This is a genomic window from Rhodococcus sp. NPDC057014, assembly GCF_042673295.1.
Taxonomy (GTDB): domain Bacteria; phylum Actinomycetota; class Actinomycetes; order Mycobacteriales; family Mycobacteriaceae; genus Rhodococcus_F.
In genome coordinates, this window is the sequence record NZ_JBHUSF010000208.1 from 1 (window position 1) to 15848 (window position 15848).

Annotated in this window: 15 protein-coding genes; 9 read left to right on the plus strand and 6 right to left on the minus strand. The window is 69.0% G+C overall.

Translation table 11 applies throughout. The features are described from left to right. Positions 1–76 precede the first annotated feature (76 nt). Positions 77–1294, minus strand: a complete 1218-nt coding sequence (locus ACFTZB_RS30465) for an acetyl-CoA C-acetyltransferase (RefSeq protein WP_378437133.1) — start codon at positions 1292–1294, stop codon at positions 77–79. Positions 1295–1401: 107 nt separating this feature from the next. Further along, positions 1402–2424, minus strand: a complete 1023-nt coding sequence (locus tag ACFTZB_RS30470) for an SGNH/GDSL hydrolase family protein (protein WP_378437135.1) — start codon at positions 2422–2424, stop codon at positions 1402–1404. 135 nt (positions 2425–2559) lie between these two features. Here ACFTZB_RS30470 and ACFTZB_RS30475 point away from each other — a divergent pair, with 135 nt between their 5' ends. The 4 genes from ACFTZB_RS30475 to ilvA all read left to right on the plus strand — a co-directional run bounded on the left by ACFTZB_RS30475 (position 2560) and on the right by ilvA (position 7080). Further along, the gene (locus ACFTZB_RS30475) at positions 2560–3945 is read left to right on the plus strand and encodes a cystathionine beta-synthase (protein ID WP_005255744.1); all 1386 of its coding nucleotides are present in this window, start codon (positions 2560–2562) and stop codon (positions 3943–3945) included. Positions 3946–4047: 102 nt separating this feature from the next. Further along, entirely contained in the window at positions 4048–4581 is a 534-nt protein-coding gene (locus tag ACFTZB_RS30480; RefSeq protein WP_378437137.1) for a hypothetical protein, read from the plus strand. Between the two features lie 21 nt (positions 4582–4602). After that, positions 4603–5775 (plus strand): cystathionine gamma-synthase, encoded by a 1173-nt coding sequence (locus tag ACFTZB_RS30485; RefSeq protein WP_378437139.1) that lies wholly within the window; start codon positions 4603–4605, stop codon positions 5773–5775. Positions 5776–5847: 72 nt separating this feature from the next. Beyond that, positions 5848–7080, plus strand: a complete 1233-nt coding sequence (gene ilvA, locus ACFTZB_RS30490; protein ID WP_378437141.1) for a threonine ammonia-lyase — start codon at positions 5848–5850, stop codon at positions 7078–7080. Positions 7081–7087: 7 nt separating this feature from the next. On the opposite strand, the gene ACFTZB_RS30495 is transcribed toward ilvA, so the two are convergent. Next, a complete protein-coding gene (locus ACFTZB_RS30495; RefSeq protein WP_378437143.1) occupies positions 7088–7858 on the minus strand; it encodes an FAD:protein FMN transferase in 771 nt (256 codons plus the stop codon). A 25-nt stretch (positions 7859–7883) separates the two neighbouring features. Further along, on the minus strand, positions 7884–8075 hold the full coding sequence (locus ACFTZB_RS30500) for a hypothetical protein (protein ID WP_009479096.1): 192 nt from the start codon (positions 8073–8075) through the stop codon (positions 7884–7886). Between the two features lie 120 nt (positions 8076–8195). On the opposite strand from ACFTZB_RS30500, the gene ACFTZB_RS30505 reads away from it, so the two are divergent. Further along, positions 8196–10088 (plus strand): YecA family protein, encoded by a 1893-nt coding sequence (locus tag ACFTZB_RS30505; protein ID WP_378437146.1) that lies wholly within the window; start codon positions 8196–8198, stop codon positions 10086–10088. A 146-nt stretch (positions 10089–10234) separates the two neighbouring features. Then, positions 10235–11584 (plus strand): NlpC/P60 family protein, encoded by a 1350-nt coding sequence (locus tag ACFTZB_RS30510; protein ID WP_378437148.1) that lies wholly within the window; start codon positions 10235–10237, stop codon positions 11582–11584. A gap of 80 nt (positions 11585–11664) precedes the next feature. On the opposite strand, the gene greA is transcribed toward ACFTZB_RS30510, so the two are convergent. Beyond that, positions 11665–12159 (minus strand): transcription elongation factor GreA, encoded by a 495-nt coding sequence (greA, locus tag ACFTZB_RS30515; RefSeq protein WP_005238978.1) that lies wholly within the window; start codon positions 12157–12159, stop codon positions 11665–11667. Between the two features lie 225 nt (positions 12160–12384). Beyond that, complete coding sequence (locus ACFTZB_RS30520; RefSeq protein WP_378437150.1) at positions 12385–12810, minus strand: DUF4307 domain-containing protein; 426 nt, start codon at positions 12808–12810, stop codon at positions 12385–12387. Positions 12811–13000: 190 nt separating this feature from the next. Between ACFTZB_RS30520 and mca the strand changes: the two genes are divergently transcribed. The 3 genes from mca to ACFTZB_RS30535 form a co-directional block, all read left to right on the plus strand. Continuing rightward, entirely contained in the window at positions 13001–13879 is an 879-nt protein-coding gene (mca, locus tag ACFTZB_RS30525; protein WP_378437152.1) for a mycothiol conjugate amidase Mca, read from the plus strand. Next, positions 13876–14196 (plus strand): hypothetical protein, encoded by a 321-nt coding sequence (locus tag ACFTZB_RS30530; RefSeq protein ID WP_072940693.1) that lies wholly within the window; start codon positions 13876–13878, stop codon positions 14194–14196. The genes mca and ACFTZB_RS30530 overlap by 4 nt, the downstream gene beginning before the upstream one ends. Positions 14197–14213: 17 nt before the next feature. Next, a partial coding sequence (locus ACFTZB_RS30535) for a thioredoxin domain-containing protein (RefSeq protein WP_378437154.1) occupies positions 14214–15848 on the plus strand: 1635 nt, incomplete at its 3' end.

Sequence of the window (15848 nt, forward strand, 5' to 3'; positions counted from 1 at the left end):
GCGACTAGGCGCTTCGCGCCCGTGAGTGGTTAGCGAGTCTCTGCACTCGTCAACCACGCACGGGCGGCGGAGCCGCCTAGCTCAGGCGCTCGAGGACCATCGCCATGCCCTGACCGCCGCCGACGCACATGGTCTCGACGCCGAACGTCTTGTCCTGCTCGCGGAGGTTGTTCAGCAGGGTGTTGGTGATGCGGGCGCCGGTCATGCCGAACGGGTGGCCGAGGGCGATGGCGCCGCCGGAGATGTTCAGCTTGTCCTCGTCGATGTTCAGTTCGCGGGCGGAACCGAGAACCTGCACCGCGAACGCCTCGTTGATCTCGAACAGGTCGATGTCGGAGATGGACTTGCCCGCGATGGCGAGTGCCTTCTTGACGGCCTCGATCGGGCCGAGACCCATGATCTCGGGCGACAGGCCGGACACCCCGGTGGACACGATGCGCGCAAGCGGGGTCAGGCCGAGGGCCTTGGCCTTGGTGTCGGACATGATCACGAGCGCGGCGGCACCGTCGTTGAGGGGGCACGCGTTACCCGCGGTGACGGTGCCGTCGGGCCGGAACACCGGCTTCAGCTGGCTGATGCCCTCGTACGTGGTGCCGGCGCGGGGGCCGTCGTCGGTGCTGACGACGGTGCCGTCGGGGAGGGTGACCGGGGTGATCTCCCGCTCGAAGAAGCCGTTCTTGATCGCTTCCTCCGCGCGGTTCTGCGAGCGGACGCCCCAGCGGTCCTGCTCCTCGCGGGTGATGCCGGTGGCCGAAGCGACGTTCTCGGCGGTCTGCCCCATGGCGATGTAGACGTCGGGGATCTGGTCGTTCTCACGCGGGTCTGTCCACGCGACACCGCCCTCGGCGAGCTTCGCGGTGCGCGCCTCGGCGTCGGCGAACCTCGCGTTCTTGGTGTTCGGCAGGCCGTCGGCGTTGCCGGTGACGAAGCTGGACACCGACTCGACACCGGCGGAGACGAAGACGTCGCCTTCGCCGGCCTTGATCGCGTGCAGTGCCATGCGGGTTGTCTGCAGCGAGGACGAACAGTAGCGGTTGACGGTGACGCCGGGCAGGAAGTCGTAACCCAGTTCCACCGCGACGACGCGGGCGATGTTGAAGCCCGACTGTCCGGCGGGCTGTCCGCAGCCGAGGAGCAGGTCGTCGATCTCGGTGGGGTCGAGTTCGGGGATCTTCGCCAGCGCCGCGGCCACCATCTGCGTCGTCAGATCATCCGGGCGGATGGTCTTGAGCGAGCCCTTCATGGCTCGGCCGATCGGTGAGCGTACTGCGGAGACGATGACTGCCTCGGGCATGAAAACTCCTTTGTCAACTGCGGGTGTCTGCACTGTGTTTCAGACCACCCGTTCTGTGGCCTTCCCGACAACTTACGTTGCCGGGCGCCGCCGGGGTCGTCGCCATCTCACTCAGCGACCCGTCGCGTCCCGGGCGCGGACGCCTCCTGGATCGCGAGGAGTTCGTCGAGGCGGGCGGGTGCGCGTCGCCGGACGTCGCGTCGCCACAGGAAACGGTTGAGCGAGGCCGTCATCCGGGTCGACAGCTTGCGTGATTCCGCGGCCTCCGACACCTCCGGCAGATCGGGCAGGGGGCCGCCGTGCCACACGCCCAGGGCCGTCGCGAGTACGGGCACGATCTGGATCGCCGCCAATTCGTAGCCGGCCGCCGACGGGTGGAAGTGGTCGGAGGAGAACATCCGGTCGGGCGCCGCCAGGAACTCGGGGGCCAGCAGGTCGGCCAGTGCAACCGGGTGGCCGCCCGCCGCGCTGGTCGCGGCCGCCTGCGCCCGGGCCAGTCGTAGACCCCACGTCCGGACGACGGTCCGGAGAGGCTGCGGAATAGCCGTCACCACTCCCAGGTCGGGGCAGGTCCCGACGACGACGGCACAGTCGTGGGCGCGGAGTCGCTCGACGGCCTCCCCGAGTCTGCGTGCCGACGCCCGGATGGAGTTCTTGCTCGTCACATCGTTGGCGCCGACCAGGATCACCGCGGCATCCGGCGGCGGCCCGGCGACGAACATCGCGTCCACCTGCCCGCTGAGCCCGCGGGACGTGGCGCCGCCGATGGCCTTGGTGCTCAGCCGGATCCGCTTCCCGGTCTCGTCGGCGAGGCGTCGTGCGATCTGCACGCCGGGCACCTCCGCCGCCGACAGGCACCCCACCCCGGCGGCCGTGGAGTCGCCGAAGATCATCAGGTGGATGTCGTAGGGGGTGGTCCGCAGCCACCGGTCGGGCACCGCGGCGCCGGGGGAGTAGACGCCGTCGGCCTCCGGCGGCTTGGCGACGTTGCGCCCGATCACCCCGCGGGCCGCCGTCGCCTGCGACATCAGATACGAGTACGCCGCCCACGACAGCGTGCCTGCGCTCGAACCTGCCACGACAGCCGCGGCGCCGGCCTTCACTCCGGTCTGCCAGGTCCTCTTGGGCACTGGTCTCACCTTTCCGCTACGTGGTGCTCATCTCACGGGTTCCAGCGGACTGCGTCGGCACCAATCTAGTCGGATCGGGGCCCCCGTGCCGGACGTCTGTGAGCATCGGATCAGGGCATCTGGGAGCATGGAGGCATGCGCATCGCGGAACACGTCGTCGACCTGATCGGCAACACCCCTCTCGTCAAGCTCTCCTCCGTCATCGGTGAGAACCACGGGACCGTTGCAGCCAAGATCGAATACCTCAACCCGGGGGGAAGCTCGAAGGACCGCATCGCGGTCAAGATGATCGACGCCGCGGAGGCGTCGGGCGAGCTGAAGCCGGGTGGGACCATCGTCGAACCCACGTCCGGCAACACCGGCATCGGCCTCGCGCTGGTCGCCCAGAAGCGCGGATACAAGTGCGTGTTCGTGTGCCCCGACAAGGTCAGCGAAGACAAGCGGAACGTCCTCAAGGCGTACGGCGCCGAGGTCGTGGTATGCCCCACCGCGGTCGCGCCCGAGCACCCGGACAGCTACTACAGCGTCTCCGACCGCCTCGCCCGCGAACTCCCCGGCGGCTGGAAGCCCAACCAGTACTCCAACCCGGGCGGTCCGCAGAGCCACTACGAGACCACCGGCCCCGAGATCTGGGCCGACACCGACGGCAAGATCACCCACTTCGTCGCGGGCGTCGGCACCGGCGGCACCATCACCGGCACCGGCCGCTACCTCAAGGAGGTGTCCGGTGGCAAGGTCAAGGTCATCGGCGCCGACCCCGAGGGCTCCGTGTACTCGGGTGGCACCGGCCGTCCGTACCTGGTCGAGGGAGTGGGCGAGGACTTCTGGCCCAGCGCCTACGACCCGTCCATCCCCGACGAGATCATCGCCGTGTCCGACGCCGACTCCTTCGAGATGACCCGTCGTCTCGCCCGCGAGGAGGGCCTGCTGGTCGGTGGTTCCTGCGGCATGGCCGTCGTCGCCGCGCTCGAGGTCGCCAAGCGTGAGGGCCCCGACGCCGTCATCGTCGTCCTGCTGCCCGACGGCGGCCGCGGATACCTGTCGAAGATCTTCAACGACAAGTGGATGGCGTCCTACGGATTCCTCCGCACCCCGCTCGACGGCAAGCCCGACGAGAAGACCGTCGGCGACGTGCTGCGCGGCAAGTCCGGCGAACTCCCGGACCTCGTCCACACCCACCCGTCCGAGACGCTGCGCGACGCCATCGAGATCCTCCGCGAGTACGGGGTGTCCCAGATGCCCGTCGTCGGTGCCGAGCCGCCTGTCATGGCCGGTGAGGTCGCGGGCAGCGTCACCGAGCGCGACCTGCTCAGCGCGGTCTTCGAGGGCCGCGCACACCTCGCCGACCCGGTCGAGAAGCACATGAGCAAGCCGTTCCCGCTCATCGGTTCGGGCGAACCGGTGTCGGCTGCCACCAAGGCGCTCGGCGACACCGACGCGCTGATGGTCGTCGACGACGGAAAGCCCGCGGGCGTCATCACCCGTCACGACCTTCTCGGTTTCCTCAGCGCCGGCTCCTAGACGACACGCGGAGGGCAGGACGAGAAGACCGGTCCCCGCTGCGCACGGAACGTACGGTGCACAGTGGGGTGCCGGTCCGGTGTCCGTGAGGGGGAGTCCACAGTGAGTGCTCGTCTGCGTCGTGTCCTGGTGGTCCCGGTGGCCCTGCTCGGGTTCGCCGTCGCCGGATGCGGGAACAGCATCGACGGTGCAGCCGTCGCACAGCCGGGTTCGCCGGACGTCGGATCGGTGTCCTCGGGCACGTCGCCCTCGGGGACGTCCGCCGACTGCGCCGCGCTGACGACCGCGCTCGGCCGGCTCGTCTCGGACCGGCCGCATCTCACCGAGGCCGTCCTCCCCGGATCGACCGATCCGACCTGCTCGTGGTCCAAGGGACCGACCAACGTGATGAGCACCATCACCGCATCGGTCAGGCCGCAGATCACCGATCCTGCCGTCATCGTCGAGATGCGGAACGGGACGAACGTCGTCGCCGACCCCCGGTCCGCCGAGTTCGGCGGGGTGGTCCTCGACGTCGTGGCCATGGCCCTGCTCACACCCGAGCACAGCATCATCGTCAACGCGCTCGACCCGTCCGTCAGCGACGCGACCAAGCTCGACGTCGCCTTCGCCATCGCGGAGTATCTGGAGAATTAGGTCCCCACTAGGCTGGGGGCCATGAGTGAGCAGCGCAGCAAAGCGGACAACATCAGCTGGCAGGGGTTCTCCACCAAGGCCGTGCACGCAGGATTCGACCCCGACCCGCAGACGGGCGCCGTCAACGTCCCCATCTACGCGAGTTCGACGTTCGCACAGGACGGCGTCGGCGGCATGCGGAACGGATTCGAATACGCCCGCACCGGCAACCCCACCCGACGACCGCTCGAGGCCAACCTCGCCGCCCTCGAGTCGGGCACGTACGGTCGCGCCTTCGGGTCGGGTATGGCCGCCACCGACTGCCTGCTCCGTGCCGCGCTCCGCCCCGGCGACCACCTCGTCATCCCGAACGACGCCTACGGCGGAACGTTCCGCCTGATCGACAAGGTCTTCACCCAGTGGGGCATCGAGTACACGCCCGCCGCGGTGTCCGACGTGGACGCGGTCCGGGCCGCCATCCGGCCCAACACCAAGCTCGTGTGGGTCGAGACTCCCACCAACCCGCTCCTCAACATCGGTGACATCGAGGCGCTGTCCGACATCGCACACGAGGCCGGCGCGAAGATCGTCGTCGACAACACGTTCGCGTCGCCGTACCTGCAGCAGCCGCTGCAGCTCGGCGCCGACATCGCGCTGCACTCGACGACGAAGTACATCGGTGGGCACTCCGACGTCGTCGGCGGCGCACTCGTCACCAACGACGAAGAACTCGACACGGCGTTCGCGTTCCTGCAGAACGGTGCCGGCGCGGTCCCCGGACCGTTCGACGCGTTCCTCACCCTCCGCGGCATCAAGACCCTCTCGCTGCGCATGGAGCGGCACAGCGACAACGCCGAGAAGGTCGTCGAACTGCTCAGCGGGCACCCCGCGGTGTCGCAGGTGATCTACCCCGGGCTCGAGACGCATCCCGGCCACAAGGTCGCGGAGAAGCAGATGCGTCGTTTCGGCGGCATGATCTCGGTCCGCCTCGCAGGCGGCAAGCAGGCTGCGCTGGACTTCTGCTCGCGTACCGAGATCTTCACGCTGGCCGAGTCGCTCGGTGGCGTCGAATCGCTGATCGAGCACCCGGGCGCAATGACCCACGCCTCGACCGCCGGTTCGCTCCTCGAGGTGCCGGACGACCTGGTCCGCCTGTCCGTCGGCATCGAGGACGCCGCCGATCTGGTGGGCGACATCGAGCAGGCGCTGAAGTAGGCGCCTCCGGCGCCCGTGCGTGGTTAAGGAGTCTCTGCACTCGGTAACCACGCACGGGGCGCGGAGCGCCCTATGCTGACCCGCGTGGAGCCTGTCACGCTGGATCAGATCAGAGCAGCCCGTAAGCTGCTGGACCCCGTCATGCGCCGGACGCCGGTGATCGCGTCCCGGGCACTGTCGGAACGATGCGGGCACGTCGTGTCGCTGAAGTGCGAAAATCTGCAACGCACAGGATCTTTCAAACCTCGTGGTGCGTACAACCGGATCGCGAACCTGGCGGTCGCGGAACGCGCGTGCGGGGTCGTGGCGGCCAGCGCAGGCAATCACGCGCAGGGTGTGGCCTGGGCCGCCACCGAACTGGGCATCCCGTCCACCGTCTTCATGCCCACCGGCGCACCCCTGCCGAAACTCGTGGCCACCAAGGCGTACGGCGCGACCGTCCACCTCACCGGCGACACGGTGGACGACGCGCTCGTCGCCGCGAAGGCGTACGCGGACGAGACCGGCGCCGTCCTCATCCATCCCTTCGACCACGTCGACATCGTCGCCGGGCAGGGGACCGTCGGGCTCGAGATCCTCGAGCAGGAACCCGACGTCGGCACGATCGTCGTCCCGACCGGCGGCGGTGGTCTGATCGCGGGTATCGCCGCCGCGGTGAAGGCGACGCGGCCCGACGTACGGATCGTCGGGGTCCAGGCCGAGCAGGCGGCGGCCTGGCCGCGGTCGCTGGCCGAGGGTCGCCCGATACCGCTGGAGACCATGTCGACCATGGCCGACGGTATCGCGGTCGGCCGCCCCGGCGACGTGCCGTTCGCTCACGTCGGTTCCCAGGTCGACGCCATCGTCACCGTCAGCGAGGACGCGCTGTCGCGGGCACTGCTCCTGTGCCTCGAGCGCGCGAAGCTCATCGTGGAGCCCGCGGGCGCGGCGGCGGTGGCCGCGTTGATCAGCTGCTCGACGGACGAGCTGGGGCTCACCGGGAAGGTGTGCGCGGTGCTGTCCGGCGGCAACATCGACCCGTTGCTGCTCACCCACGTCGTCAACCACGGTCTCCGGGCGGCCGGCCGGTATCTCGGTGTGCACGTGACCATTCCGGACCGACCGGGTGGTCTGGTCAGACTACTGGGCGTGATCAGCGGCAACGGCGCCAGCGTCGTCGACGTCGTCCACTCCCGCACCGGCGGCGCGCTCGCACTCGACGAGGTGGAGGTGTTCCTCACCGTCGAGACCCGCGGTCCCGGACACCGCCAGGATCTTCTCGAGGCCCTGCGCGACGCCCGCTACTCGGTCCGTTTGCAGGAGTAGGCCGGACCTAGCTCGGCCAGCCGCCCAGGGTGATCACCCGGAACTCCTGATCGACCAGCCGGGCAGGCAACTCCAGGTTGGTGAGCCAGTCGATCGCGCCGCCGCCCATCCCGACCGCCGCCGTGCTCGACGCGTGCGCGGTGGTGCAGGACGCCGCAACCACCGACACGGTCCGCCACAACGAGACCGAGTCGGGGTGCAGGGGTTTGACGGTGCTGGCGGTCGCGACGGCCGCACCGGACGGGATCGACACCTGGCAGGTGGGATCGCCCGGCAGATCCTGGACCTGGACCTGCCAGCCGCCCGGCGGTGTGGCCCCGGCCGTGGCGATGTCGCCGCCGAGCGCGACCAGCACGCCGCACCCGAGCAACTCCGCTGTCGTCGACGCACAGTGGTCGGCGGAACTCGCCCGCGCGGTGGCCGTGAGGTCGAGTTCCACCCCGGCGGGAAGTGTGACCTCGGTGCCGTCGACGGTGATCGACCGCCACGAGTGGGGTGCGGGCGCCGACACCGTGGGGTCGAGGGCGCCGTCCGTGGTGCGCGCCGCGGCGAGGGCGTCGGTGAGGAACCGCGCGAACATCGGGGTCACCGTGTTCGGGCCCTCGTCGAGCGCGCGGATCTCGGCGTCGGCGCGGTCGCGGTTGACGGCGGCGTCGGCGGCCGCGAGGTAACCGCGGATCAGGTTCGACGCCGAGCTCAGGGCGTCGGGGTCGGTGACGACGATCCGTGCGTGCACACCCCAGGTGGACCATTCGGTTGCGCTGCGTGCGCTGGTCATGTGGTGGTTCTCCGGTGGCGGGATCTCAGGAACCGCTGGACACGGCGTCCGGTGCGCCGAATCCGGCCGAGACGAGGGGCGCTGCCACCGTCGAATCGGGGGTCGCGGGATCAGCGGCCGCCGCCATACCGCCACCGGCGACCAGTCCGGCGATTCCGGCTGCCGCCAACACGCGGCGAACGGGAAGCAGGCGGGAAATCCGTCGGTCTTCACTCATGCCGACCAGCTTCCCCGACGAACCTTAGAACAACCTGGGAAGAATCTGACTCTCCGCGCCGGGTGCGCAGTCGTGCCCGACAGCCACCGCTGTGACGGAGTCGTCACTACGATCGGATCCGTGATCGCGGACCATGACGAACTGCTCGATGCCGCTCTGGGTGTGCTGCGCGAGCGCGGCCCCCTGTCCGACCGGGAGCTGGCAGTCGCGCTTGCGGACTCGGGTTGGGGAGGCGTCGACGACCTGATCGACTACGTGGTGGAGTTCGACGCGCCGCTTCTCGGAACTCTCCCCGACGACCGATGGGTGGCGCTCGACGTTCTGCTCGCGGGACGCCTCCTCACGCACCGCCTCACCGCGGAGGAGATCGCGGCCGATGTCGTGGCGCCAGACGATTTCGGCGCACTTCCGCGCCTCGCATCCGGGGACCCCGACGTCGACGGCTTCGAGGTCGTGTTCCTCGAGGACGAGGCCGACGAATTCGCCGCGAGAGGGGGCGTCGGCGCGAACTGGCCGGACGAGGAAGTGCTCATGTTTCCCCGCGGCACACTCGCGCGGTGTTCTCCCGGGGATCTGGTGGCGGTGACCGCCACGCACGACGGAGTGCGCCTCGACGTCGTCGGCGAGCCGGTCGCGGACGCTCCCGAACTTGCGCTGCGGCTCACTCGTCGGCTGAACGAGACTTCGGTGATCGACCTCGAGGAGGAGGTCTGCCATCTCCTGGTCGACGATCCGGCGGCGTTCACCGTGCCGGCGCTGCCGTTGGCGGAAATAGTCGAGGCAGCCGACCTCGACAGGTCCGGGCAACTCGTCGCCCGTCGCGGATTCGATTTCGAGGCCTACGGCCGGGACCTGATGATCGGCGTGTACGCCGACGAGCTCGGGGTGAACATGGACGCGGCGGTGGCCGTCGCCACGCTGGTATCGCTGGTCACCGCGCTCGAGGAAGACGAGGACCAGGACATCCAGGCGAGGTTCTTCGACAGGCCGGAGCGCTACGCAGCCCTCGCCGATCCGGCTGTCATGGAAGTCGCCGCTCAGGAGTTGTTCGACGTGGACGTCGACCCCGAGGTGCTCCTGCTCGCAGCGCAGCGGCTGCTCGTGTCGGGACCGCGCGAAGTGAAAGCCGCTGCCGCGTGGATCGCCGGCCGGGCCACCGAGATGCAGGGCTTCCCGAAACAGGCCGAAGAACACTACGAACACGCGCTCGTCCTGGACGGAGCATTCGATCTCGCTCTCTTCGACCTTGCCCGTTTCGCCTCGGACCGCGGCGATGCCGTCCGCGGGCTGTCGTTGCTGAACCGGATGGCCGCCGGGGATGCGGAGCCGCTGCACGCGGTGCTCGAATACTTTCAGCCGACGCCGCGGCCGGGGCTGGGCCGCAACCATCCTTGCTGGTGCGGGTCGGGAAGGAAGTACAAGACGTGCCACCTCGGCAAGGGCGACCATGCGTTGTCCGAGCGGGCCGGGTGGCTGTACCAGAAAGCGAAGTTGCACGCGCAGGAACTCGGCTGGCGCGATCAGATCATCGACTACGCCGAAATCCGTTCCGAGAACTGGCCCGGCGACGCGGCGCTGTTCGAGGCGCTGGAGGACCCTCTGGTCACCGACGTCGCACTGTTCGAGGGCGGTGCGTTCGCCGACTTCGTTGAGTGCCGCGGCGACTTGCTGCCCCCGGACGAGTTCGCGCTCGCGCGACAGTGGCAGGAGGTCGAACGGTCGCTGCACGAGGTGGAGGAGGTCCGGCCGGGTGCGGGTCTGACATTGCGGGACCTGCGCACCGGCGACCGGCGCGACATCAGGGAAGTCACCGCGAGCCACCAGTTGCATCCCGGGAATCTGATCTGTGCCCGCGTCGTCCCGGCGGGGGACACGTGGCAGATCTTCGGCGGAATCGAACCGATCTCGCAGGACCGCCGCGCGTCGCTCCTCCGGGCGTTGGACGACGACACCACGGATGGGGGTGACCTGGTCGCGATCCTCAGCGAACGATTCGTGCCGGTCAGTGGGTGATGGAGGGGACGGGATTCGTCGGGTGCCGTTCTCCCGCAGGTCACGGTAGGAAACGGATCAATCCCGCAGAATCGCCTCGCATCTGCTGTGCCCCGTCGTAACGTGAACTCACTCGGTTAGGTGCACCGAGGAGGAGGAGCGCACGTATGTCAGTTGATGCAGCGGCGATCATCGTGGCGATCACCACCGCAGCGGGGGCCATCGTTCAGGGAGCGGACATACCGCAGCCGGTGAAAGATCAAGCAGCAGAAGCAATTCAGGTGGTCGAGCAGGCCTCACCCGACGTTCAGAAACAAGTAAACGACGCATTGTCGACCCTCCCCGAACCGGCGCGCGTGCAGGCCGAGCAGATGGTGGCGCAGGCCTCGGACGTCGTGAAGCAGGCAACCGACCCATACATTCCGCCGCCACCCGCCGTCGAGGCGGCGCCGCCGCCCGCCCCCGTACCGCCACCGGCCCTGCCGGACGCCCCGCTCGACCAGCCCCCCGTGATGAGTGCCCCCGACGTCGGAACCGCGATCGGGGGCCTCGCCGCTCTGCCGGGGGTACCGGCCCTCATCAGCGGGCTCGGATCGCTGATCCCGTCCGTTCCCGCCGGATTTCCCGGTGTCTCGCTCGCGCCCGTCGGCGCCATCGCCGTCTTCGCACCGTGGATCCGCAAGGCCGGAGCGCTGTGCGAGGGCATCAAGCCGCCGACACTGGCGGCCCTGTACTCGGTCGAGAACGGGTTCCGCTACGGCGCGACGTCACCGGTGTCCCGGGCGGGTGCCCGCGGTCCCGGCCAGTTCATGCCCGAAGCCTGGGCGCGGTACGGCAAGGACGCGGACGGCGACGGCAAGGTCGACATCAACGGCGTCGCCGATCCGATGATGGCGTCCGGTCAGATGCTGTGCGACCTGTTCGGTCAGATCGACGGGTGGAAGAAGGAGGGCGTCGTCAAGGGAGACACCCTCGACCTCACGATCGCCGCCTACAACGCCGGTGCGGGTGCTGTCCGGACCGCCGGAGGCATGCCCGCCGGCAAGTTCGACTACGAGCACGAAACGCAGCCGTACGTCGCACGCATCCGATCGCTCGAGGAGTCGTTCGCGCGGATGCTGTCGCCGTTCTTCTACGGTGCGGCCGCCGGCGACACGAGCCGCGTCGTGGAGGCGGCCATGCGGTTCATCGGCCTGCCCTACGTGTGGGGCGGCGGCAACATCAACGGTCCGTCCGGCGGCGGGTTCGACTGCTCGGGGCTGACCTCGTTCGCCGTGTACGCCGCCACCGGCGTCAAACTTCCCCGCACGTCGGAGACGCAGTGGAATGTCGGTGTGGAGGTGCCGCTGTCGGAGGCCAGGCCCGGAGACCTGCTGTTCGGCAACTGGCAGTCGGGTGGGCCGGGTCACGTGGCGATCTACGTCGGCAACGGCCAGATGCTGCACGCCCCGACGACGGGCGACGTGGTGCGCATCGGACCCGTGTTCGCCGATATGAAGGCCCGCCGAGTCTTCTGATCCCGTCCGCAGGGCTCGACGCAGAAAACTCCGGCCCGGGCACTGGGCCCGGACCGGAGTTTTCGGCGGTTGATCCGAGATCAGCTGTGGTACGGCTCCGCGCTGACGAGCGTCACCTTCATGCTGCTGCCGTTGGGCAGCGTGTATTCGCGAGTCTCGCCGACCTTCGCCTCGAGCAGCGCGCCACCCAGCGGGGAGTTGGGCGAATACACCTCGAGCTTGTTGTCGCGTGCACCCTCTTCGCGGGTGGCGATCAGGAACGTCTCGGTGTCCTTCTCGTCTCCGTCGTAGTAGACCTTCACCACGGAACCGGGCAGTGCGACACCCGACTGGGTGGGGGCCTCGCCGACCTTCGCGCTGTTCAGCAGTTCCTGGAGCTGACGGATGCGCGCCTCCTGCTGACCCTGCTCTTCACGGGCCGCGTGGTAGCCACCGTTCTCCTTCAGATCGCCCTCTTCGCGACGCTCGTTGATCTCGGCGGCGATGACCGGACGATTGGCAATGAGCTGGTCGAGTTCGCTCTTGAGCCTGTCATGTGACTCCTGGGTTAGCCAGGTCACCTGGGTCTCGGTCATCTCGATCACTCCCTCGTAGTTGGAGCCGCCGGGCTCCCTCGACAGACCACTGCAACAGCAGTGATCAACGGCTCGGCGGATTCGACGGCCGGGGCCGTTCGTCGTCCGCCTTGCCGCCAATGCAGCAATACACGGTTCCAAACGGAACCGTGTACCAGGCGATTCTAGCACGATCGGGGAGCGCAAACCCCGAATAACCCGAACGGTCGCTCGGCTGCGGGGGTGTCAGCCGCCGGTCAGGTAGGCCGGAACGTCCAGGCTGCAGCCGTAGATGTCGCCCATCGCAGGGGGGCGCGACGTGTAGACGGGAGCGGTGACTTTCACCGTCTGGCTGTCGCCGCCGGCGATGTACACCTCACGCCTGCCGGTCTCGGAACCGTCCTTGGAACGGGATCGGACGATGCACACCGCGGCGCGCGACGGATCTTCCCGGGTGACGGTGAACGTGATGTCGAGCTGTGAATCACTGACCAGATCGAACGACGTGGCTTCACTGTCGATCTCGGAGACGGCGAACTTGTCGTATGCGACGAGCGCCACGATCACGCCGCCGACGACGACCGCCGCGGAGAGCGCCCACACGAGCCAGCGCTTCGGGCGCGCGGGCTTTGCCGCGGCTGTGTATCGGCCCGGGGGAAGCGTTCTCGTCATCTCTCAACTCTCGTACCGCTCCGGTTCCACGTAACTCACAGCACTCGAGCGGGGGCACGGCTGCAAGCGGAACTCTCGGGTGGAACTATAGAGGACGTGCGTCGGTGCGCCGTCAGCGATGGCGGACGCGAGAGCGCGCGACACGGACAAGCCGGCAACGGCTACTGGCGAAGTTGAGGTGAACGAATACGTGAGCGGATTCCGGCTCATGGCCGTCCATGCGCATCCCGACGACGAGTCGAGCAAGGGTGCCGCGACAACGGCCCGTTACGCCGCAGAGGGCAACGAAGTGAAGGTCGTGACGTTGACCGGTGGTGAACGTGGCGACATCCTCAACCCCGCGATGGACGTGCCCGGGGTGCGTGACCGCATCCACGAGGTGCGCATTGAGGAAATGGCCGAGGCCGCGCGGATCCTGGGAGTCCAGCACCAGTGGCTGGGATTCGTGGACTCCGGCCTCCCGGAGGGCGACCCGAAGCCGCCGCTGCCGGAGGGCTGCTTCGCGCTCGTTCCGCTCGAGGAGTCGACCGAGGCCCTGGTGCGCGCCATCCGTGAGTTCCGTCCGCACGTCTTGACCACGTACGACGAGAACGGCGGGTACCCGCACCCCGATCACATCCGCTGCCACGAGGTGTCGATGGCCGCCTACGAGGCCGCCGCCGACCCGGAGCAGTTTCCGGACGCCGGTGCGCCGTGGAAGGTGCAGAAGGTCTATTACTCGCACGGCTTCATCCGGAAACGTCTCCTGCAGTTCCAGGAGGAGTACGAGCGCCGCGGCGAGGAATTCCCGATGGCCGAGTGGCTCAAGAAGTGGAAGACCGAGCAGGGTGACCTGATGGCGCGCGTCACCACCCAGATCACGTGCGGCGACTATTTCCCGCAGCGTGACGACGCGTTGCGTGCCCACGCGACGCAGATCGACCCGAACGGCTCGTTCTTCGCGGTTCCGCTCGAGATCCAGCAGAAGATCTGGCCGACCGAGGAATTCGAGCTCGCCAAGACGCGGGTCACGACCTCCATCCCGGAGAGCGATCTGTTCGCGGGCATCCACGAGGACGGCCAGCAGTGAATGCGCTGACGGTGAACATCGTGGCCGGCGCGGCAGACATCCTGGCGCAGACGCCGAGCACCCCGTCCGGTCCCGAGTTCGGCAAGGCTTCGCCCATCGGCCTCGTCGTCATTCTCGCGCTGCTCGCGGGTGTGGTGCTGTTGGTGCGTTCGATGAACAAGAAGCTCAAGAACCTGCCCGAGACGTTCGAGCCGGAACATCCCGAACCGGACCAGGAAGTGGACGAGGGCACCGACCGCGGCGCGATCCACGGCGGCGGCGCGGGCAAGACCGAACCGCCGAAGCCCACGGACACCCCGCCGAACCTGCAGAAGTAGTCGAACAGGAGCTGGACATGGACCCACGCGAACGCAACACGCTCGGTGGGTCCACCAGCCCCTATCTGCGGCAGCACGCCGACAACCCGGTGCACTGGCAGCAGTGGGGTCCCGAGGCGACCGAGTGGGCGCGGGAGCGGGATGTCCCGATCCTGCTGTCGATCGGATACTCGGCGTGCCACTGGTGCCACGTGATGGCGCACGAGTCCTTCGAGGACGAGGTGGTGGCGTCGCTGATGAACGAGCATTTCGTGTGCGTCAAGGTCGATCGCGAGGAGCGTCCCGACCTCGACGCCGTGTACATGAACGCCACGGTCGCGATGACCGGCCAGGGCGGCTGGCCGATGACGTGTTTCCTCACCCCGGACGGGGCCCCGTTCTACTGCGGCACCTACTACCCGGCGGAGCCGCGTGGCGGGATGCCGTCGTTCACCCAGCTGCTGGGGGCCATCGCGGACACGTGGCGGGACCGCCGCGGCGATGTCGACGACGCGGCCGCTTCGGTGGTCGCGGAACTGCGGCGCGGAGCCGGCGGCATCCCCGAAGGTGATGTCCGGGTGACCGCGGCACTGCTGGACGCGGCCGCCCGGACCGTGCTGGGGGACGAGGACGCCGAACGCGGCGGGTTCGGGGGAGCCCCCAAGTTCCCGCCGTCCGCCCTGATGGAAGGCCTGCTGCGCACGTACGAGCGGTCCGGTGACGCGGACGTGCTCGGCGTCGTGACGCGGACGGCGTCGGCGATGGCGCGCGGCGGCATCTACGACCAGCTCGGCGGCGGTTTCGCTCGCTATTCGGTCGACGCCGCGTGGGTGGTGCCGCACTTCGAGAAGATGCTCTACGACAACGCCCAGCTGCTGCGCGCCTACGCGCACCTGGGCAGGCGGACGGGTTCGGACCTGGCCGTCCGCGTCACCGAGGAGACCGTCGAGTTCCTGCTGCGCGATCTGCGCACCGAGAACGGGTCGTTCGCGTCCGCCCTCGACGCCGACACCGAGGGCGTCGAGGGACTCACGTACGTGTGGACCCCCGATCAGCTCGTCGAGGTCCTCGGACCGGATGACGGGCAGTGGGCGGCCCGGGTGTTCGCGGTGACCGCGGACGGGACGTTCGAGGCGGGCACGTCGGTACTGCAACTCCCGCGCGACCCGGACGACTGGGACCGTTGGCGCCGGATCCGGGGCACCCTGCTCGCCCGGCGTGCGGCGCGGCCGCAGCCGGGCCGCGACGACAAGGTGGTCACCGCCTGGAACGGCCTCGCGATCACCGCGCTGGCGGAGGCGGGTGCCGGACTCGGCAGACCGGAATGGGTGGAGGCCGCCGCCGAGTGCGCGCGTGCGGTGCTGGACGTGCACGTAGTGGACGGTCGGCTGCGGCGGGCGTCCCTGGGAACGTCGGTGGGCGAGCCGGCGGGGGTGCTCGAGGACTACGCCTGCCTGGCGACCGGGCTGCTCGCGTTGTATCAGGCGACCGGCGGCGCCGAATGGCTGGCGCGCGCGCAGTCGCTGCTGGACCGCGCACTGATCCATTTCGCCGACGACGAGCGTCCCGGGAGCTGGTTCGACACGGCCGACGACGCCGAAACCCTCGTGACCCGTCCCCGCGACCCGGTCGACGGTGCGACGCCGTCCGGGGCGTCGTGCCTGGCCGAGGCG